At 59.1% G+C, this 19951-nt stretch carries 23 protein-coding genes; 8 read left to right on the plus strand and 15 right to left on the minus strand.

Translation table 11 applies throughout. The features are described 5' to 3' along the window. Nucleotides 1–2045: DUF5801 repeats-in-toxin domain-containing protein (locus QY049_RS26750; protein ID WP_301270181.1), on the minus strand; the 2045-nt coding region annotated here is incomplete at its 3' end. A 236-nt stretch (nt 2046–2281) separates the two neighbouring features. Here QY049_RS26750 and QY049_RS26755 point away from each other — a divergent pair. Further along, nucleotides 2282–2710 carry a hypothetical protein gene (locus tag QY049_RS26755; protein ID WP_301270182.1) on the plus strand — a complete coding sequence of 143 codons (429 nt, stop codon included), beginning with the start codon at nt 2282–2284 and terminating at the stop codon, nt 2708–2710. Nucleotides 2711–2773: 63 nt separating this feature from the next. On the opposite strand, the gene QY049_RS26760 is transcribed toward QY049_RS26755, so the two are convergent. Together QY049_RS26760 and QY049_RS26765 are read right to left on the minus strand one after the other, a co-directional pair. After that, nucleotides 2774–3139, minus strand: a complete 366-nt coding sequence (locus QY049_RS26760) for a hypothetical protein (RefSeq protein WP_301270183.1) — start codon at nt 3137–3139, stop codon at nt 2774–2776. Nucleotides 3140–3255: 116 nt separating this feature from the next. Continuing rightward, nucleotides 3256–3690: a hypothetical protein gene (locus QY049_RS26765; protein ID WP_301270184.1), complete on the minus strand. Its 435-nt coding sequence runs from the start codon at nt 3688–3690 to the stop codon at nt 3256–3258. 713 nt (nt 3691–4403) lie between these two features. On the opposite strand from QY049_RS26765, the gene QY049_RS26770 reads away from it, so the two are divergent. Continuing rightward, nucleotides 4404–4832, plus strand: coding sequence for a hypothetical protein (locus QY049_RS26770; RefSeq protein WP_301270185.1), 429 nt, complete (start codon nt 4404–4406; stop codon nt 4830–4832). 24 nt (nt 4833–4856) lie between these two features. Here QY049_RS26770 and QY049_RS26775 read toward each other — a convergent pair whose 3' ends face one another. After that, entirely contained in the window at nt 4857–5129 is a 273-nt protein-coding gene (locus tag QY049_RS26775) for a hypothetical protein (protein WP_258766311.1), read from the minus strand. 110 nt (nt 5130–5239) lie between these two features. On the opposite strand from QY049_RS26775, the gene QY049_RS26780 reads away from it, so the two are divergent. Next, nucleotides 5240–6406 (plus strand): hypothetical protein, encoded by a 1167-nt coding sequence (locus QY049_RS26780; protein ID WP_301270186.1) that lies wholly within the window; start codon nt 5240–5242, stop codon nt 6404–6406. Nucleotides 6407–6567: 161 nt separating this feature from the next. Here the strand turns inward: QY049_RS26780 and QY049_RS26785 are convergent, their stop codons facing one another. After that, entirely contained in the window at nt 6568–6786 is a 219-nt protein-coding gene (locus tag QY049_RS26785; RefSeq protein ID WP_301270187.1) for a hypothetical protein, read from the minus strand. A 385-nt stretch (nt 6787–7171) separates the two neighbouring features. On the opposite strand from QY049_RS26785, the gene QY049_RS26790 reads away from it, so the two are divergent. Continuing rightward, the gene (locus QY049_RS26790) at nt 7172–7531 is read left to right on the plus strand and encodes a hypothetical protein (protein WP_301270188.1); all 360 of its coding nucleotides are present in this window, start codon (nt 7172–7174) and stop codon (nt 7529–7531) included. A 91-nt stretch (nt 7532–7622) separates the two neighbouring features. On the opposite strand, the gene QY049_RS26795 is transcribed toward QY049_RS26790, so the two are convergent. The 4 genes from QY049_RS26795 to QY049_RS26810 all read right to left on the minus strand — a co-directional run bounded on the left by QY049_RS26795 (nt 7623) and on the right by QY049_RS26810 (nt 10392). After that, the gene (locus tag QY049_RS26795; RefSeq protein WP_301270189.1) at nt 7623–7916 is read right to left on the minus strand and encodes a hypothetical protein; all 294 of its coding nucleotides are present in this window, start codon (nt 7914–7916) and stop codon (nt 7623–7625) included. 291 nt (nt 7917–8207) lie between these two features. Then, nucleotides 8208–8450, minus strand: coding sequence for a PilZ domain-containing protein (locus QY049_RS26800; RefSeq protein ID WP_194481885.1), 243 nt, complete (start codon nt 8448–8450; stop codon nt 8208–8210). 7 nt (nt 8451–8457) lie between these two features. Beyond that, nucleotides 8458–8757 carry a PilZ domain-containing protein gene (locus QY049_RS26805; protein ID WP_194481884.1) on the minus strand — a complete coding sequence of 100 codons (300 nt, stop codon included), beginning with the start codon at nt 8755–8757 and terminating at the stop codon, nt 8458–8460. A gap of 1377 nt (nt 8758–10134) precedes the next feature. Then, nucleotides 10135–10392, minus strand: coding sequence for a helix-turn-helix transcriptional regulator (locus QY049_RS26810; protein ID WP_367401202.1), 258 nt, complete (start codon nt 10390–10392; stop codon nt 10135–10137). Between the two features lie 68 nt (nt 10393–10460). On the opposite strand from QY049_RS26810, the gene QY049_RS26815 reads away from it, so the two are divergent. Both QY049_RS26815 and QY049_RS26820 read left to right on the plus strand, forming a co-directional pair. Continuing rightward, the gene (locus QY049_RS26815; protein ID WP_301270190.1) at nt 10461–11279 is read left to right on the plus strand and encodes a YqaJ viral recombinase family protein; all 819 of its coding nucleotides are present in this window, start codon (nt 10461–10463) and stop codon (nt 11277–11279) included. Between the two features lie 81 nt (nt 11280–11360). Further along, entirely contained in the window at nt 11361–12533 is a 1173-nt protein-coding gene (locus tag QY049_RS26820) for an ERF family protein (RefSeq protein WP_301270191.1), read from the plus strand. A 142-nt stretch (nt 12534–12675) separates the two neighbouring features. Here QY049_RS26820 and QY049_RS26825 read toward each other — a convergent pair whose 3' ends face one another. Next, the gene (locus QY049_RS26825; RefSeq protein WP_301270192.1) at nt 12676–12963 is read right to left on the minus strand and encodes a DUF5658 family protein; all 288 of its coding nucleotides are present in this window, start codon (nt 12961–12963) and stop codon (nt 12676–12678) included. Nucleotides 12964–13604: 641 nt separating this feature from the next. Here QY049_RS26825 and QY049_RS26830 point away from each other — a divergent pair. After that, nucleotides 13605–14075 carry a DUF5658 family protein gene (locus QY049_RS26830; RefSeq protein WP_301270193.1) on the plus strand — a complete coding sequence of 157 codons (471 nt, stop codon included), beginning with the start codon at nt 13605–13607 and terminating at the stop codon, nt 14073–14075. Between the two features lie 221 nt (nt 14076–14296). After that, the gene (locus QY049_RS26835) at nt 14297–15097 is read left to right on the plus strand and encodes a sterol desaturase family protein (RefSeq protein WP_301270194.1); all 801 of its coding nucleotides are present in this window, start codon (nt 14297–14299) and stop codon (nt 15095–15097) included. A gap of 25 nt (nt 15098–15122) precedes the next feature. Here QY049_RS26835 and QY049_RS26840 read toward each other — a convergent pair whose 3' ends face one another. From QY049_RS26840 to QY049_RS26860, 5 genes are all read right to left on the minus strand, one after another. Then, nucleotides 15123–15659, minus strand: coding sequence for a tetratricopeptide repeat protein (locus tag QY049_RS26840; protein WP_301270195.1), 537 nt, complete (start codon nt 15657–15659; stop codon nt 15123–15125). 105 nt (nt 15660–15764) lie between these two features. Then, complete coding sequence (locus tag QY049_RS26845) at nt 15765–16166, minus strand: hypothetical protein (protein WP_301270196.1); 402 nt, start codon at nt 16164–16166, stop codon at nt 15765–15767. 12 nt (nt 16167–16178) lie between these two features. Continuing rightward, entirely contained in the window at nt 16179–17801 is a 1623-nt protein-coding gene (locus tag QY049_RS26850; protein ID WP_301270197.1) for a type II and III secretion system protein family protein, read from the minus strand. 398 nt (nt 17802–18199) lie between these two features. Further along, on the minus strand, nt 18200–18610 hold the full coding sequence (locus QY049_RS26855) for a TadE family protein (protein ID WP_301270198.1): 411 nt from the start codon (nt 18608–18610) through the stop codon (nt 18200–18202). Further along, nucleotides 18610–19944, minus strand: a complete 1335-nt coding sequence (locus QY049_RS26860) for a pilus assembly protein TadG-related protein (RefSeq protein WP_301270199.1) — start codon at nt 19942–19944, stop codon at nt 18610–18612. The genes QY049_RS26855 and QY049_RS26860 overlap by 1 nt, the downstream gene beginning before the upstream one ends. Nucleotides 19945–19951: the final 7 nt, after the last annotated feature.

The raw sequence follows: 19951 nt of genomic DNA on the forward strand, positions 1-19951 counted from the left end.
AGCGTCACCAGGTTGGCGACGTTGTTCAGGCTGATGCCTTCGCTGATGTCGCTCGGGCTGTCCACCGAACTCTGATGCACCGAGCGGAACTCGGTCAGCGTCACCACGCCGGTGCCGCCCACCGACACCGTGAACACGAGGTCGCCGCCGATCGCGGTGCGGCCCTCGACCACGCCGCTGCCGTTCACCGTCAGCAGCACGCTCTGCCCGCTCAGCGAGTCGGTCAGACCCGAGTTCGCGCCCGGCGCGGACACGCCCAGCGTATAGGCGATCGTCGCACCGTCGGCGCCCTGCACCGAGGTGAACGCGCCGGCAAAATTGCCCGTCGCGGACGTCAGCGCCGCGTTCGGCGTCGAGCCGTTCGGCAGGAAGCTCTCGTCGACCGCAACCACAGGCTCGACCGAGTTGTTGACCACGATGCTCGGACCGTCATCCAGGAACGTCACTTGCTTGCCGAGGTCGATGCCCGTGCTCGCCGTGTCGCCGTCATTATCGGTGATCGTCGCCGTCAGCGTCACCGCACCGCTGGCGATGCTGATGCCTTCGTTGAGATCCGGATTTGTGCCGTCGGGCTCCTTCACGGCACGGTCATCCGTGAAGGTCACGAAACCATTGCTGTCGACCGACAGCGTGAACACCAGAAGGTTGCTCGACGCGGTGTGGCCTTCCACCGTCGTGCCGTTCATCACCAGCACGACATTTTCGCCGGTCTGCGAGTCCACCAGGCCGGTCGACTTGGAGGCATCGATCGACAGCGCATAGCTGATCGGATGCTGCGGATCCGCCACGCCGTCCGCGCCAGTCACCGCCTGGAAAATGCCGCCGAACCACGCGGTCGCCGTGTTGTTGCCGTTGTGGATCGATCCGTCGATGCCGTTGGTCAGAGCCGTCAGGTTGCTCTCGTCGACGGTCAAGTTCGGAATAAACCGCTCCTCACCGTCCAGGACGACCTGGATCGACGGACCATCGTCCTGCAACGTCAGATGCGGGCCGACGTCAGCACTCGCACTCGAGCTCTGGTTGCTGTTGTCCGTCACCGTGGCCGTCAGCGAGATGAGGCCGGCGGGCACATGGGTGCCCTCGCTCACGTCGCCGTTCTCGCCCGTACCTTCATGTACCGAGCGCAGATCCGTCAGCGTCAGCTTGCCGCTGCCATCGACGGACACCGTGAAATCCTGCAGGCCACTGGCCGCCGCAGCCGCATCCTTGCCTTCACGGCCGACCACGACTCCGTTCTCCACGAACAAGTACACGTGATTTCCGGTCTGCGAATCGATCAGCCCGGTGTCCACGCCGGGCGCACTGATCGACAGCGCGAAGGCCAGGGACTGCTGCCCGCCGGGCACGTTGAGCGTGACGGGCAACAATCCTGAAGCTACCGTCGTCCCTGCAGGACCAGTCCCAGAGCCGTCAATGCCGTTCGTCGCAGCCGTCAGGAAGCTCTCATCGACCACCAGTTCCGGCAGGGTTCCGAGCGAGATCGTGGGCGCGGGAGGGGTCGTCGGCTGCAACACAAAGCCGGTTGGGAAATCAACCTGGAACGTCGGCAACTCCTCCTGAGGAGCCAGGGTGTTGGTGGGTACCGGCGGCAGGGGGTCGACCGTAAACGGGCTGAAGTTCGCGCCGCTGGCCTGCGCGTTGTTTTGCCCAAGCGCATCGCCGGCCGCGGGGAGAACGGCCGAAGCCGCGGAGGGATCGTTGATGATCGGGAACGCGCTCGCAAACTCGGCGACCGTCAGATCGCGGCCTGGCGCGACCTCGATGGTGAGATTGCCGAGCTGGTCGTGCCGGGAGTCGAAGAACGGCTCGACCGTCACGGTGGAGTGATTGTCGAAAAGGATGATCAGCTTCTCGCCAATATGGACGAGGGTGATCTTTTCATTCGAAATAGCCGAAAAGTCGACTTGAACCTTCTGGTCGTATCCGAGATTCAACACCACCGCCTGGTCGGCGAATGGCTTGGTCAGCTTGAAGATGCGCGGCGGAGATGCGTTGTTCGAATTTCCCGCACCAGTAGCCTGGGCAACCCGAAACTGCTCGTTCATGAAATCTCTCCGCGAAAAGAACGTGAAGTGAAAATTGCAGGTAAATTTACGTCGAAGTGTATCTTTAAGCTATTGTTAACCCCCGCGGGGGTCAAGAAAACTATTTGGTTAATCAATACTTTCGATCAGGATGTGGTAAAGGGCCGCGCGGCGCGCGACATGTCGCAAAACGGGGCGAAATCGCTCGCCGTTTTTGCAATGTCGTTCCAGTCCTAGGGCGGCAGCTGGAGCAAAAGATGAGGAAGTTACTCGTAACAGCCGTGCTGGCGGGACTTTTCGGGTTGCAGAGCGCGGCTGCTCAAAATCCGCCGGCGCCAGATCTGCAGACGGTTGAACGCACGATCAAGGCACTACCGAACAAGGACACTCAGATCGGGCTTTACATTAACGTCAGGCCCGATTGCACCTCCGGCCCGCTTCCGACCATCCGATTGGCAACCTCTCCGACCTCGGGAAAGGTCGTCGTAAAGTCCGGCAAGGTGAAGGCGACCAACTACAAGGCCTGCCTGGCACTGGAAGTGCCGGCATACATTGCGTTCTACAAATCCCCTCCGGATTTTACAGGCAACGATCAGCTGACCATCGAGGTCAAATATGCTGGCGGTCGAACCGAGATCCAAAAGATAACGGTCAGTGTCGTGGGACCTGGCGGTCAGAAGATCTAGCGGCAGTCCAGACCCGGGACCAAAGGCAATATCGACAGACCGTCCATCGACCCGGGCTTAAAGCTATTGCACCCGGGTGACCTCACATTCGCTGCGAGCGTTAGGTCCAACCACGCCGATATTGACGTTCTTGAACTCGTAGCTCGCATGCGCGGCGACAGGCTGGTTGGCCCACACCAAAACTGTCGTGGCGCGGTCTCGATCCCCATCCATCCAGCAAGTCAGCTCAACGCTGTCGATCTTGTTGTCTGTGCCGTTGGAAAGCACAAAACTGGCAATTCCATAATTGTCAGCTCGCCGCGTCGCCTGGAATGAGTCGATCTTGACGAGCTCACTCAAGGCGGAGTGCGCCGCGGGCGGCTGCGCGCCCTGGGCCGCCGCGGCGCCGACCAAGGCATACAGCCCTGCAAAGCAAACGATCTCGGCCAACGACCTCATCACGCGCCTCATCCCCGTAACACGGGGATATTTCCGCGCTTTCGAGACCGACGCAAGTGCCCGTCGCCATTTCGGCGCGACAACTCGCGCCAGATGGCACAGTGGCGTCAGTGAGAGAGCGTCTTCGCAGAAGAAACCTGCGCCGTGTCTGTTCCGCAATCACCGATCCGATGCGCCACCACCAGTTCGACCCTTGGCACCTGTCCTTCGCTGAGCTCATTCTGCTCAGTGTAGGACTCGTCACTATGAACTGTGATCACCGTGCTGACGGGTCCCATGACATCGCAACGGTTTGCGAACGTGTATTGATTGTTCTTCTTTTCGGGCCGCGCGGAGACGCAGCTGCCGACCGAGGGAGACGAGAACGTCGCCTTCATCGAGACGGTCGGATCGACGCAGGCCGTCAACTCCCGCTCGAGCAAGCGTTGCTTCGACTTGCGATGGGCGATCATGTCGAGCGTACGAACGAAGTGCCACAGACCCTTGCGGAAGGTCGGCCCCGCAAATTCATCTGCCCTGGCTACAGTCGTGATCGAGGTCATGAGAAACGCCACGGCGGCGCAACGAATGAAAGGGGCTGCAAGAATTGAACGGCGGCCTGTGCTCATTGTCTCCATACCTGCTCGCTTGGTCCCCGGCGGAATAGCCGCACAGTCGAAATCATTGCCGCAGGTTCACGCACCGCCGTAAAGCAAACATTAACAATACGGCCGCCCCGTTAAATTACGGCAAACTCGCATGCCCTGATCGGCAGTGCCTCGAATCGCGTGTGACCACCCCTGCTCCCCACGCGACTTCTTGTCACGGGCGCAGACGGCCGGTCAACCACGCGCCACTACGGAGGGACCGTCCGAGCACTTAAAGGGAACTTATGTGCCATTAATTCTGCCGACCGCGGCATTTCAGTCACAGTGGCCGAAGAGATCATGAGGCCCTTTAAACGCCCAAACAGACCTGCCGCGAGGCGGCGGTACTTCGATAAATGTAAGGCGATTCCCGAACAGGCCTTCGCGATCGCGATGATCGATGTCGTGGGCGCAACTAAAGCTTTTTTGCGGGCAATTTCCGAGGAGCTAAATCGAGTTTATCCTGAGATTCTCGCACGAGCCTTGGCGAGTTCTCAGGTTTCCGGCGTCCGCTGGTTCCAAAGGGTCTCGTGGACCAATGGTCGATGCCCAGCCCCGCGCAAATTGTCGTGACGCGCCGATTTGCCCCCATGCCTGGTTCGGCGCGTTGCAAAACGAAGCGCTGCTGATTGACCTTTGACGCCATTTTTGCTCTTTTGGTCGGATATTTCTCGCCATTGGGGGCCGCGATGCAGAGCAGATTCAAGGGGTTTCTTGGGGCAGCGATCTTTTTAGGTCTGGCGGTCGGTACGAGCGCCGCCAGCGCCGCCGATTTGGGCCTGGTGACATCGGGCCCCGTTGGAAGCTGCAGCGACCTGGTGTTTGTCTGTGAGAACGGCAGACAGTACCCGCTTTGCCCAATCGCAGTCTCGGTTGCCGGCGAGGTCGTTACCGCAACTCTGCACACCGGCGGACATGGCGGTGCGCATGTTCGGATGGTGCCGATGGGCGTCGGCTACCGTTATGCCGGACGGGGCGTCTGGCTCGACGGCTTCCGCGAAAATGCTCTGCTAAACTTCGGAACGCACACCCAAATCGCCTGCACTCTCGCCCATTGAGACGAGAGTTCTACGGCGCGTTGGCTATCCCTTGGTGCGCAGCACGACGCCCTGCGACCTCGGATACATATACGCCTTGGGCTGGACGTAGACCGGGCAGTAATTATTCCATTGATACTGCTGCCAATTCCACTTCCAGCAGGCGGCGTCAATCTGCGGTTCGGAACCGAAATCGAGACGATACGGTTCGTCTCCGAAGGGATAGGGGCCGCAATGCGCGGCGCTTGAAACGAACATCACAGTCAGGGAAGTGGCGGCCGCGGCCAGCAATTTTGGCATGTTGCCCTCGATCTTCACGAGCTAATGCGCGACAGTGCCAAAGCAGGCGATTTCAATCAAGGCCCTAATCGCCGAATAGTCGAGCGCCGTTCAGTCGTCTGCTCGTTGCATCTCGTTTGACGTCCAGCTTGATCATCGTGGTCGCCGTGCAAGCCAATCTTGCCATTCTTGTTGCACTTGCCAGTCGTCCGAACGGACGGATCACGTTCGCCGAGCTCGACCGGCAGCTCGAAGCGAGCGAGGATGGACAACTCGACGAGCAGGTCGAGCAGCAGGTCTCAGCGGGAAGCGAGCTGATCGAGGCCGGCCTCGCCGTCGTGGATGGCGATAGTCTGGAAATCACCGAGGCCGGCCGCTCAGTCGTCGAGGGCCTCCCCGATCGCTCGTTTGCCCAAGCGAATTCGTTGGAGATCATCGACCACCTGGTCGGCGCTGACATACGCTCGAGAATATTCAACCTCGACCTCCGCCAAGAGGTCGAACCCGACGCCTCCAAAGCCTCCGAAGCTGCCGCGACCGACGACGAGGACGACGCATCTCGAGCTTCGGCCGAGCCGATCCCACCGGACCTGGCTGCGGCGACGGCTGCTCCGCAGGCGGTCGTTCCGCCGCCGACAAGGGCTCCACCATCGGCGATGGCCCGGCAGCAGTTCATTTCACGCGAACCCGATCCAGCGCGAAACAATCCCGATTGGCGGGCCCGGACGTTCGGCGCAGTTGCGCGGCAGTTCCATCGCATGGGGGCGCTCTGGCGGCGGCACATCGAGGACGATCTGCCGAAAACACGGACGATCAGCCAGGGAGCCAACGTCAACGGAATCGTTATCGCGCTCGTGAGCCTGCTGGTCGTGATCATCTGCGCCGGCGCTGTAATCGCCTTGAGACAGATCCGGTCCCTGGAGACAGAAATCTCCACTCTGCAGCGCGAGCTATCGCCGCTGAAGGACAAGCTTTCACGCTTTGATCTGGCAGAGAAAACCAGGCAGGCCGAAGAAAAGGCGCGGGAAGAACGGAGCAAGCGGACAGCAGACAATCCGCCCCCACAAGCCCCGCTCTCGCTGTCACGCGAAGAAATCCAACTCGTTCGCGAATATATCAAGCCCGCGCCAGGCATCGGCTCCGCCGCGGCACCGGCTGTTGGCGATCCGATCGTCGGGACGACGATACCCTTTCCTTCCCCGGTTACAGAGAAGGTGCCGAAATTGCTTGGCGCGAAATTCGCGATCCGCAATGGGGCGATCCTCATCGTCAGACGGGACAGCCGTCAGGTCGACGCCGTCCTTGGGCCGAACTGACCTCACCGGCCACCGTTTCAGCGCAAGCTAGAGCTGACAAGCGGTTCGGTATTCGCGTTCGGCTCTGGCTGGACGCCAAAGATCCTTCGTCATCGAAACCTTAGAACGATTGCTTCAAGCGGCAGCAGGCACCATCCCTTTTCGAAAGCAATCTCGACCCGTCAAAGTGCAAGCGAGTAAGGGAATTGTCTCGTGAGATCGAGATTGAGATAGCCGCTGTCGTCAATCCATTGATGGGGACAATAAGCGAGCGTACTCGGATCAACCAGCAAACCGTCTCGAACAATAGCTTCGCGGGTCCCTATTCGGCCCGTTGCGATATTTTCGCCTTCACGCGGATCGAAGCGTAACGCATCAAATACAGCGGTATCGTTCGTCACTTGGGAGCCCCAAAAGTGCTGAAATAGACGTCATTAAAGTGTCAAAGACTATCGATCCGACCAACCAAGGCAAGCGTTATCGTTTTTGCAACTGCTAACGCGCCAGCAATGTTCACGCCGGGATGTTGGACTGCAAACATCACAGTCGACATCAAGCCTACGGGCAGATCCCACGAAACCTTGTACCCAGGCGCTGAACGCGCGGCCAAAGACAACAGCGCCCAATTGCGCTTTGGCCGACACGGATTCCACGAAGTCAAGCCACTCGCGTTTTCAAGGTTTCTCCGGACGCGCTCCTATCCGCTTCCGTCGTCGTGGAAGAGCAGCTAGATTTAACTTTCCCCTACTCCTTTTTCTTGACGTCTGACCTGAGAGGAGAAATGCGATGCAAGGTACTTCACGCATATTGGCGGTTGCCGCGCTTCTTGGCCTCGGCACCATCGTGACAACCGGATCCGCCCTCGCGGGCGGAAGTCGGAACGGAACGGGCGGGCTTCCGACCGTCGACAACGTGTGGGGACTGGGATACGGCTGGGGCTCGTCGACCTATTGGCCGAACAGTCCCGTTGCAGAAGACGGCGGTACCTTCCGCTACGAATATCCTGCTTCTGCTGGCCACGACGTGCGAGCGATCGCCGTCGAGCTTTCCCGCTCAGGCTTTCGCCATCGGCGTGTGGCAGGACCGGGAATTATCTATTACCACGGCGAACTTCCCCGGCCGTATCGCATGAATCAATACTGGTGAACTGACACGACCGTTACGGTTTTGGGGCGCGGCGGCATCGCGATGGATCTGACGGCCGCTTCCGTCAGCCGCCTCCCCTTCCGCTTGCAATTCAACGGTCGGAAGGATCGAGGGGTTTTTTCGATTTGGATCGGCGCTTCCCGACCAATCCTCTGATCGCATCGTAGGCTTCGATAAACGGGGGCGTCAGCGAGAAGAATACATCGAGCGCTATTGCGATAATGGCGTGCCGGAGAGAAACGCTTTCGGCGTGCGTTTCCGACGGCCCAGCGGTCATCCCCGCGATAACACCCCGACGACGCGACTTGTGCGGCGGAATCATCACGACGACGAAGAGAACGTTAATAAGAAGCCAAATGGCAAGAATGATCAGCAGCGTTCTCATTTATAAAATTCCGAAGGTTAGTCCAGAGCAGAAATTCGATCGGCACAGAACATAAATTCCAATATACGCAGCCTAAAATATGCCCAGCGGCTTTTTAAGCTTGCCCAGACTTTCCCTTGATGCAAGCCTAAATCTTGGTCGGCAAAGATTAAATCTTGCCATCGACCGAACCGACGACCAGCGCGGGAGCCGCAGAGGTCAGGCTCAACCTGGCTGCCTATGGTCGACCTGGGCAGCCTCCAGTTGGGGTCCGAGAAGCGCGCGTGCAGACCTGACCGTGAACTAGCAGCCTTAATCCAGGAATTCCACGCCGATGCGATTCTCGCTCGACCAGACGACACGACAAGCCCTGATGATGCGATCCTTCTCCAGCATCAGGCTAAAACGAGGTCGGATAAAAGTTCTATCCGGCACTTCGATAGCGGCGCCCTGACTCGACAGGCTGACCACGCGGCATCGCATGCTGGACCCGTCGCCGGCGATGTAGGCTACCTCGTCAACTGTCGCGCGGGGCTGTTTACGACGTTCCTCCACGGACGATTCACACCTTGCTCGAATTCTTGCCGTGCAGGAAGTGCACGCCAATATGGTCACCATTGATCCATGCCAGCTCGCAGCGACGGAAGGCGGCACCGGTCGTCGACAGGAGCAGGAAGAACTCCTTCAGTGCAAGACCTTCGATCGAGCCGTCGACCTTGAGCTTCGCTCCGGAATCGGCCACGTCGGTCATCTGACATTGACGGCTCCATGTCCCGTCGATGGCCACCATGTGCACATCGATACCGCGCGAGAACTCGACCCGTGCCGCACCACGTTTTTCGGTTGGTAAAGAACCAGACATACCGGATCAAAACCCGTATCTGAAATTTTCGTTTCGGGTACGGCCTGCCGGCACAAAAAAGTTGCGCCAGCCGACGCGAACAAGCTCTGATAAATCCCGGACCGCGCCCGTCTCGAAACAGAGCGCCGCTAAACTGCGCGTCCACGCGATGATGCGAGATAAAGATTCAAAAAAGACTAATGACCCTGCCGGTTTCCGGCAACGACGAGCAAGAGTCGTTGTCGCGACGCTCAACGGCGTTACGGCTGCCGACCTCTCGCTGCACCGGAGTTGGGAGCCGCTAGACAGTCGAATAGACCGCATTGGTTGCAAGAGTGAAAGCAGTCTCGCAACAGTAATAAAAACGTAAATTCCAGTAAATGCACGGCGTAAAATCACGCAAATCCGCTGTTTAACAGCATCACCTTTGTGTGGCGCAGGGTTCACGCACGACCGTCTCGGGCAGCCGAGTTGCTGTTCCGGTATTACTGCGGATTTCCGGCAGGGTTCCACGGTGCTACGGTTCCATCGCGCGCGGGGGTCGCCTTGCCAGCCCCGGGGGCCCGCCGCCGCATAGTGCCCTTAGCCCGCCTCCATTGCGCCTTTTGCCGGAGGCGGGCGACCTTTCGACGGCCAAACTCCAACTGAAAGGGGCCGCTCAAAGAGCGGCCCCTTGCCGGTTGAAATTCTTGTCGGTCATGAAATGCCAGCCCCGGCATCAGTACCCTACCGGTACTTAAGTGCCATGTGGATTCCGTTCTATTACGGTGAACCATGCTGCCGTAATTTCACGGCGTCCCCCCGCCGACGTACCCGCCCCCGAAGCGGGACTAGCGAGGACGGCGAGGGTTTCGGCTTACCGGCAGCCGCCTTAGGTTTCGGCGACAAGGGCATGCGGTTCGGCGTGGCGGAAGCTGTCGTCCGCGGCGACAGCGTGACTTTCCTGCGCGCCGCATCGGCTCCAGACGAATCAGTTGGTTGGCGTTCACTTGTTCGGAAAGTCTGGCAACGGTGGGGCTGAATTGATTCTGGTTGGCCTGAGCTGCTCGCCGATAGTCGCGCTATCTCTGCTCAAGCTGCTCGATCTATCCTCTCAGGCTTGCGAGATCGCGCGATATCGACTGCGGCAATGGGTTCAACTCGAGCGGCGACCAGCTCGATCCCCGCAAGCCCAAACACGCCCCAGAGACGCAGCGAAGTCCGATTCTGCGAAACCGGCGAGAGAGCGCATTCACGCCCAGCGTCTGCCCGTTGGACCGAAGGCTCGCAGGTCCAGCTTCGACGGCTGTCCCGCTACCGCCGTACTGTAGTGCTCCGGAGAGCTGCCTAAGCTGATGCAATCTCCTATCGTGAACCAGGGGGTTCATTGGGGATGGCTCCGCAGGTTGCGGGAGCCATCTACTTTGATGTCAGCTTCTGCTTGCTCCCTTTGTGAAGTCGGACACCAACCCCTCCGCCGTTTTCGTCGATGAAATCAACGCCGGCAGCTTTCAAAGTTCGTTCAATGAGTTCGAGCGTTTTCGGATCACCTGCGTAGCGTCCCACCTCAATGTTGTTGATCGTGTTTCGATGAAGACCAGTCGCTTCTGCGAGGTCTCGAACAGTCCAATCCAACGCCGCTCGCGCCATTCTAACTTGTGCACTTGTCACAGGCATCAAATTGTGCTTTTATCACATGTGGCAGAATCACAGGTCACGCTAACACAGCAATAAGGATGAAGCCGATGAAGCGGAAGAGAAATTCACATAGTATCGCCGTACATGTTGATCGCCGCGGGTTCATTGGCGGTTCGGATGCCCGCATCATCATGGGCAAAGACCAAGCCGCCCTGTTTCGGCTCTGGAGAGAAAAACGCGGCGACGTCGAGCCACCGGATCTGACGGGGGAGCTGCTGGTCCAATTAGGCAATGCGACCGAGGATCTAAACCGGCGCTGGTACGAGAAGAACACCGGCGAAATAGTCGTGGATGTGCAGCGACGGATGTTTCATCCGATCCACCGGTGGATGGCAGCAACGCTCGATGGGCGGATCGAGGCCACCAGCGCCGTGTTCGAAGCCAAATTCATGTTGCCCTGGTCGTTTTCCGAGGAGGCGGCCGCAGAAAAGCACATGGCTCAATTGCAGCACAATATGTGGGTGACGGCGTCGCGCAAGGCGGTGTTGTCCATAATCACTGGAGGCGGCAAGTGGGTAGAAATGACCGTTTCGGCCGATCCGCTTTACCAGCACCTGCTGCTGTCGGCTGAAAAGAAGTTCTGGCGCTGTGTCGAGACCGGTGAACCACCCCATCTGTTCGGCATCGAACCACCGCGGCCGCGCCTTGAAGCAGTCCGCGTGGTCGACATGAGCAACTCAAACTCCTGGGCCGACTTCGCGGCCGTCTATCGGCAGACCCGTGAAGCCGCCGGGGAGCACGAACGGGCGAAAACAGAATTGAAGGCGCTTGTCCCGGAGGATGCCAAGGAGGCGACTGGCCACGGCTTGCGGGCTAAGCGCTCCAAATCCGGAGCAATCACTTTTGACCTGATCGCGGTCGGTTAAGCCCTTCTGCGCTGTCTAACCCCAATTAAAGAGCATCGCACGTCCGACCGGAGAAAGCTTATGCAGCGATCAAGTGAGACCATGAGCCAAATTGCCGGAGCGCTTGCCAAAGCGCAGGCCGAGCTTGAAAACCCTGAAAAGGCGCTGACAGCCTCCATCGTCTCGCCTTTTCCCCGCGAGGAGCCGCGCACCTTCCGCTATGCCTCGCTCGCCAGTGGGCTTGAAATCGTCCGTAAATGCCTCACAAAGCACGAAATCGCGACAGTGCAAGCCACCGCGATTGAGCTCGAGACGGGTCTAATTAAACTGACGACTACTCTCCTCCACGCTTCCGGCGAATGGATCGCCTCCGACTGGCCGGTGTGCCCGGTCACCGAAACAGCCGCCCCGCACCGGATGGGCGCAGCGCTGACGTATGCGCGCCGCTACGGCCTGTTCACTTTGGTGGGTATTGCCGGGGAGGATGATCTCGATGCACCGGATCTTGCGATCCCAGCGTCGCGCTCAAGCAGTCCGAATGGCGCGAGCCCAACCGATGGGGATTCAGAAGACCGAAGACCCGCTCCGCCCCCCAAACTGAACGGAAGCGCTTTTCAAAGGCCTGCGCCCAAAGCGAACGCGGCGCGCATATTGACCAAGCCGTTGTCTGCCAAAGCCTCGTTAGAGCTGGAGGGCCAGATGATGGTCGAACTGGAATCACTGACGACCCTGGACGAACTCGACAAGTGGGCATTCCGGTCGTGGTCCGCAGTAAATACGCTTCGCTTGCAAGATGCCGAGCGGCTCCGCGAAGCTTTTGACGCGCGATTGACTGCATTGCGGATGCCCACGTCGGCGTCAGGCTCCTCTGAAGCTGATATAGTAACCAATCCAGACCAAAACGCGGACGCTGCCTCAAGTGCGTTCGCAATTTCAAAACCCTTGCGACAGCGTGATCGCCACCACTTAAGGTTCGTCGCCCAGCAAGCCTGCCTGGTATGCGGCCGCGAGCCGAGCGACCCGCATCACCTCAAGTTCGCGCAGGATCACGGAATTGGACAAAAAGTTAGTGATGAGTTCACGGTGCCGCTATGCCGAGCACATCATCGCGAGCTGCATCGCGCCGGCAAGGAGACGGACTGGTGGATGAGGCGCGGAATCGAGCCGCTCGCGGTTGCGCGATCCCTCTGGCTGGATAGTCGCCCTGACGGCGGTCTACGACGTTCGGCCGAAATCCAACGGCAAGCCGCGTCCGCGCGGCTCTCCGGCTCGTAATGTCAAGGGGGCCGCGAGCGAACAAGTACGTTGATGCAAACTAATCGTCCGTAAGAACGTCGCGCTCAGACTTCGAAGGGTTGAAGCGCCGCCAGAAGAAGCGGCGGAAAATTTTGGCCGGACAGCGCTCGACTTCGAACTCTTAGTTTGCGCCCGCGATGAGAAGCAGATTGTTGATCACGGGGGTGGCGAGGAACGCGACTACGAGTGCGACGTTGTAGACGTTCTTGGCGCGCCAAAGAAGGGCTGCGACAACTCCCGTGGCTGCCAGTTTGGGTATCAACCACCACTGGCCCAGCAAGGTCTGACTCCACTCCATGATCGGATTTGCCTCGTGAAGCCCGAGTTCTAGAAACCTGTTTGTCGTGGCGAGGTCAGCACAGCCCAGCAGCAGGACCGAAAGTATCAAGATTGGTTTAATGCGGTTCATTTCAGCCTCACTGGCCTACCAATGAACCCAGGTTACTGTGGTTCCCTTAAGAAAAAGTGAGCCCTACAGTGGAAACGACCCTGCGGGAAGCCAGTCGTCGCAGCCTCGGCATAACTTCCTATGACGCTCCATTGTGCGGCAGCGGAAGTTCGACTTTCTTACCGAAGCGTGCCTCGAAGCAAGGCCAGCCTATGCTGGAATTTTCTCAAGTTAGCCTCATGTCGGCGGGAGCGCCGACGACCATTCGACAACGAAATCGGCGCCTTTTGCCGATCGTGCCATCGGCGCCGGACCTCATGTGATCTGTCCACCGATCCTTCAATTTCTGCCGGGCGTCCGCAACGTTCACCCGGGAACATCTCGACGACACCGGTACCGCCGAAGTATCAATGACTCAGAGCACAGAAGCTTGCCGCTTTTTGTCTGGCCATCCATCCACCGCGTCGCTGGCCGCTTACCGCGAAGATTGGCCTTGCTCCCGCGCGTGACCGGGCGGACATCTTCAAGCCAGAACGTTTTACGGTAGCAAATGAAGAATTGCTACGATCGCCAGTTGCCGCTTGCGGTCCCCTTGGGCATCATACTCTCTAGACTGGCTTCGCCTGTCTAGAATCAGATCGCTGTCCGGAGAAGTTTGTGAGATGCAGGTTTGGATCTATACAGACACGAGCAAGGAGGTTGGCGATCCACAACATCTGAGGGTCTTCGCCACAAAGCTAGACGCACAAATGTGGTTTCAGCAGAACGCCCTCGAAGGAGTCGCTTTCGCTTATCAGACCATCGTGGCGCCACGCAAAAAGTCGTCTTCGGCTCCGAAGGTCGAGGCAAATCTGATCAAGACGCTCTTGGTTCTTTCCGTCCTGTTTCTGGGGATCGCCGACCTCTTTACCACAAACGTGATCCTGAATCTCGGCCTGCACGAACTAAACCCGTTTATGCATATTGCTCAAACGTGGCTTGGAGTGTGGTGGCTGATCCCTAAACTAACTCTGACCTATTTCATGATGTGGTTGCTTTGGCGAAGCAACAACCCCTACAACATCGCGATCGTCGTGGCGTTCTGCAGTACGCCGGTATTGAACAACTTGGTAATTATCGCGGGTGCGCGCTGAGGCTAACGATGTCCTTTAGTCGCCTGGGCAACTAAGCGTCTTAAATCACGCAACATAACTTGCGCTCTCTCAAGGTATAGGGAACTATTAAACTTTGATTATGCAGACGGCAAATTGCATCCCGGTCTTTGGTCCGGCTTATCAATAAAGTTAGCCTTCCGTGAGCGTCTAAAGCTCACTCTAGAGATTGAACACCGCCTTGAATGGACGAGTCGTTAGTGATGTCGAGTGAGGTCACGCGTACCGCTTTCTACTTGGCTCTGCTCTTGGGAGCCATCTACGGCAGTAGGTGGATTGAGAACAGATGGCCTATCGCGGACGTTCCCAATTCCGAGTTCCGGGATGACTGGCTTGCGGCCATCGTGAGCGTCGGATTGTCCAGCCTACTCGCTCCGATCGCGGCAAGTATTGCAGGTACCATTGCGAGTTATACCGGACTTGGCTGGATACACTTACCGACGGAAGGCTATTGGTGGTACGCCTCTCTGGCGTGCGTCGTGGTTGCGCTCGATCTCTATAAATACACATTCCATCGTCTCCAGCACGCCATCCCGTTCCTTTGGGCTATGCATTCATTCCATCACAGCGCGAACGCGGTTACGTTCATTACCGGCGCCCGACATTATTGGCTTGAGAGAGTGCTGGCTGACGCATTTCTTCCAATTCTGGCGATCTTGTTTCGGATCCCGCCAGATATGGCCATCGCCACGGGCTTTATCTTCTTCATTCCCGACGCTTGTGCGCACCTAAACGTGCGCATCCCGCTCGGTCGATTTGTGACATGGATCAACAACCCGCAATGGCATCGCATCCATCACTCGGTTCTCATGGAGCATCGGGACAAGAATTTTGCCGCCTTCTTTCCCTTCTGGGACTTTTTGTTCGGCACGGCGTGCGTTCCAAAACCCGACGAGTATCCAGCGACGGGCCTTGTGCCAGCCGAACGGGTGGACATCATCAATAGCGTGATCTGGCCAATTCGACATCTACGGCATCGAGAGGCCAAGAACGAATGTGATTAGAGGCTTCTTTTGAGAGGCAATCGGCCTACGGCTGATTGTTCGGAGGCCGCTCAATGAATCTCCGGCTGCCGTTGAGGAGCTCGAGATTGTTGACGATGACTGGATTTTCCGGGTCGAGGGAATAGGCCTTCTCGAACTTGCGACGCGCCGCGCTCAGATTGCCACGCAGCATGTAGGAATAACCCTGATCGTTCAGGATCTGCACGGTCTCGCCGCCGAGGCGAATCGCCTGTGCGTAAGCCTGGTCAGCCAGGTCGAAGCGGTGCAAGCGATCGTAGCTCGCGGCCAGGCCGGTCCACGCGGTCAGGTCCTTCGGCGCCTTCTCGACGCCGTCCCGGAAATAGCGATTGGCGATGCCGTAATTGCCGCGGTTGAACTGCTCCAGCCCGAGCCGCACCGGCTCGTCAGACGGGTAATATTTGACGTCGGTCGGCTCCTGCACCGGATCGCCACCCGGCGGATCGACAGGCGCCACGATCGCGGCCTCCCTCACCGTGTAGTCGCACCCGGCAAGGCCGATCCCCAACCAGCAACAGGTCAGCATCATGATGAGACGCCGCATCGATCCTTGTCCCCCGCCGGCTTCCCGAAAGCTAAGCCAGCCCGCAGCCAAATTCTGCAAAACAACCCCATGCACAGTAGCTAATCGTCCAAAGAGTTCATTTTTTTACCTACCCGCACCCGCTCCGCCCACCGGGACCGAGACACCGGCGGACGCACCCGCTCCCAATCCTTGCACGTCGATTGTCTGGGTCGGTGTGGGCCGTACCCCCATTTGCTTCGTCGCATCGCTGATATCGGGAAGCTGATCCACCGGCTGCTTGATATTGCCATAGCGGGTGACGGCAGCGCCGGCGCGACGCGCGTCGGTGGCGATCCTGGTGTCGCCGACATAGCGCGGCCAGGGCGTGATGGTGTGGGTGACGGCGTTGACCTGCTTGGCGTCGCCGGCGCTCATCGTGATGGTGTCGGAGCGCTGGAAATAGCGGTCCACCTCGTCATGCCCCGCGAGCCCGTAACATCCTCCGAGCAGCAAGGGCGCGCACAGAGCCAGATACCTGATGGTCATCTCCCGCGTCCTTCAGTTGAGGGTTTTCACGACGGGCTGGTCGGCAGCCGCGGCGGGGGGCGGAACGGGCGTCCGAATCTCGGGCGCGATGATGTGGCCGTAAGGCCCCTTCACCTCACCGCCGGAATTGACGTAGTCGTCGTAGCGCTTGCGGACTTCCATCTGGCCGTTGAGGAAGAAATCGACGTCGTTGGCCGGCAGACGTGAATCCAGCGGCGAGGCCAGTCGCTGCCCCGGCGCCGCCGGCGCAACCAGACGCGGCGTGACGATGATGACGAGATCGGTTTCTTCCTGCTGGTAGGACTTGCTGCTGAACAACGTACCGAGAACCGGCACCGAGCCGATCCAAGGCAATTGCGAGACGTCCTGGCGGTTGCGGGTCTGGAGCAAGCCGGCGATGGCAAAGCTCTGGCCGTCGCGCAGCTCAACCGTGGTGCGTGCGTCGCGGCGCGTGAGCGCCGGAATCGTCGTTCCTTGAATTGTCACTGCGTTGGAGAAATCAAGCTCGCTCACCGACGGCTCGACCCGCAGGTTGATCACGCCACGCGAGAGGACGGTCGGAACGAAAGCGAGTTCGACACCGAACTTCTTGTATTCGATGGTGACCGTCGGAAAGCCGTTCGTCGTCGTGTTGGGGATTGGAACCGGAAATTCGCCGCCCGCCAGGAAGCGAGCGGAATCCCCGGAAAGCGTGGTCAAGTTCGGTTCCGCCAACCGGCGAACAAGCCCCTTCGTTTCCAGCGCTGAAATGAGCAAGTCGACCGAGCTGCCGTTGCTGGTTCGTAGGATGCTGGTCAGCAGGCTTCCGAACGGTGTTGGGGCGACACCGCCCGCGGCCCCGATGAGCGTCCCCGCCGTTCCAAGCAACGGAATCGTGCCGGCTGGAGGAGTGACGTTCGGCATCGCGACCCGGCCGCTGTTCGTATTGATCGAATTCGGCCCCCCAAGCCCGGAGTTCGCAATATTCGACCCGTTGGCATTGGCCGCATAAAGGTTCATGCCGAGTTCGCGACCGGCATTGCGGCTCGCTTCCAGGAAACGCACCTCCAGCATCACCTGCTGCGGCGCTGCGACGCTCATCGCGTTGACGACCGTGCCCCCCTTGGCGACCGTGCCGGTGGCGATCGCCATCGCCCGCTCGGCGGCGACGGCATCGACCACCGTCCCGCTCAGCACCACCTGCCCCTCCGACGAGGAGACGCGAATACCCTGCGAGCCGGTGCTGGCGCGGATGTTCTGCTGCAAACTGTTGGTGTCGATCGAAACCTCTACATCGAGGATGCCGATCTGCTTCATCGCGGAATCGAACAGAATGACGTTGGTGGTGCCGGTCTGCTTGCCCTGGATGTAGATCAGGTGGTCGCTCAACGACTTGACGTCAGCGATGTCGGACGAGCCAGCCACGATGGTGGCAAAGGCCTGCTCAACCCGGAAGGTCCTGGACTTGTTGACGATCACCTTGATGCGCTGGACGTCGTTCATCTCGCTGACGAACACGCCACCGCCGGACACCCGCCGGTCGGCTGCGCTGGCGTGATCCGCGGAACCTGCCAAGGCAAATCCTGCGCTCAGAGCCAAAACGCTCAGGGCGAAACGCCTACCACCGGGCCCCATGAAAACGCGACCGCCACCCATCTCGAAACCCCTTGCCGCATTCTGCGGCTGCCCCAAAAATGTATTCCCGGGCGCCTTAGCAACACTCCTTCGCACGCAACGCCACAGAGCTTACAATTCGTTCCACTACAAACCGTTACCGGTCATTTTCTTTTCGGCAGTTGCGCCGCAGATTGATCGTCCCCTCGCGGGATTAAAGTCACCGGCCGCGCAACGCGCCAGCGAAGATCATCATCAATCATGCGCCGAATTGGCAAGGCGGGACCTCGACTGCAGTGCGTAAACACCGCAGAAAACTGTTAAATGTTGCCCGGGGGCACCACTTTTCCTTGCGCCTTTAGAGCATGCCGCCGGCCGCGATTGCCCCTGCGCCAGGTGCTATTGCACCGCCAACGATCCACCGGGAGCCTCGATTACAACTAGAACGGGATCTTGGTGGAGGCGCTTGGCGCGTTCAGGGCCGAGCCCCACACCGGCACCAGCATAGTGAAGCCCGACTGTGACGCCGTAACGGTCAGCGCAGACGCAGACGCGGTGGTGCTCACGGTCGGCGCAAGACCGCCATTGTACAGGAAGGGAACAATGGCCTGCTTGTCCGAGTCCGACAGATAGTCAGCAGTACAAGCGGATGGCGATGTGCCCGCTATGACCGCGGGCGTGTAGCAATTTACGATGTTCGCCCGCGCCCCGGCGCTGGCAAGCATGCGCAACGATTGCAGCGTGATCGCATATCGTCCGAAATCGAAGATGGCGAACATCAGGACGAACAGGGATCCGCCGACGAGGCAAAACTCGAAGGCGGCAACCCCGCGCCGGTCGAGCTTTCTCATCACTGCACCAGACGCACGGTTTGGATATTCGGCTCTGCAGCCGACCCGCTACCCGCAGAGCCAACACATCCAGAGTTGTCCAGCGTCGTGCTGCCGGTGAATGACACAGCGTAGGCTATGACTTGGTAACAACCGGAACTGGGGGCACCCGACGAGTTGCCTCCATACGTGACAGGCGTCTTAGGCACATAAACTGTGCCATTGAAATAGCTCGTGGAGGTGCCACTGATGTTGACGCCTTGCTTCGTATAGGCCTCGTCATCATAGATGAGAAGCTTGGTCATCAGAGCCTTCACCGTTGCGGACAGTGTCGATGGCCCGGTGGGCGACGTCATCGCCGTCAGTTGAATGGTCGGGGTTCCGGTAACGGTGAAAGATGCCCCTCCGAAAAAAATCAAGGTCGCCGTCCCTGTTATGGTTGGACTGCCATTAAGCTTGACGTTCCCCGTAAAATAGTAGGTGCCGCTCATTTTAGACGGGAACGTCGGATTGCCGGAGTTGTAACAAGCACCGGCTTCATACGAGACGGCGGTGGAGCCGCTGCAAGCTTTGTTCGGGAAATCATTCGTACTTAGCGCAGCCATCGCCGTGGCCACCGCGCTGAGCGGATCCGGAATCGGTTGCTGATACGTTTTCACGCCAGTGCACTGGCTCCCGCCGGTCTGAGAACAGCTGCCGACCGTGTAGCTTGGCGCATTCACCGAGATGCCCGCATTGCCAATGAAGCCGATCGCGTTCGCCGCTGTACTGTTCGACGAAATGCCGCACGTTGGTGAGGATACGTTAGCGCTGCCCTGAAACGTAACAGGGTCTTTCAGAGCCAGCACACATGGAGGCTTCGCCAAACTATCAACGCCGGCAACCGCGCTCGCAACCACATTGATCGTCGATAAGCCAAGCAACTGAGCCAGGTATGCCGGCTGCTGCTGGCTGATGGTGGCCTGCACGTAATTTCCTGCAGTTCCGTTCCACGACCCCAGCGTGGTGATCTGCACCGACTTCGAGACCCCTTGCGGAAGGCTGGTGGAACACGTGGCGCCCGGATAGGACGTGTCACCCGAATTGCAGAACGAGTTCTGAGCTGCAACCTGCTTTCCGCGATAGTCGACTGACTGCGTATTGCTGCAAGTTACGCCAGGTTGCGGAGCCTTGTCGCACGCCAACCGCAGGGCGCCCGAATAGGCGGCCGCATCGGCGGCGCCCTGAGCGCGTTGCTTGGTCACGTACCAGGATGCGGCCTCGCCCCCCAACGCCATAGCCCCGATCAACGGCACCAATGCGATCACAGTCGCGAACGCAGCAGACCCTCGACGGCAACTAAGCACGTTACGCATGGGACAC

It is taken from the genome of Bradyrhizobium sp. WYCCWR 13022 (genome assembly GCF_030435535.1).
Lineage (GTDB): Bacteria > Pseudomonadota > Alphaproteobacteria > Rhizobiales > Xanthobacteraceae > Bradyrhizobium.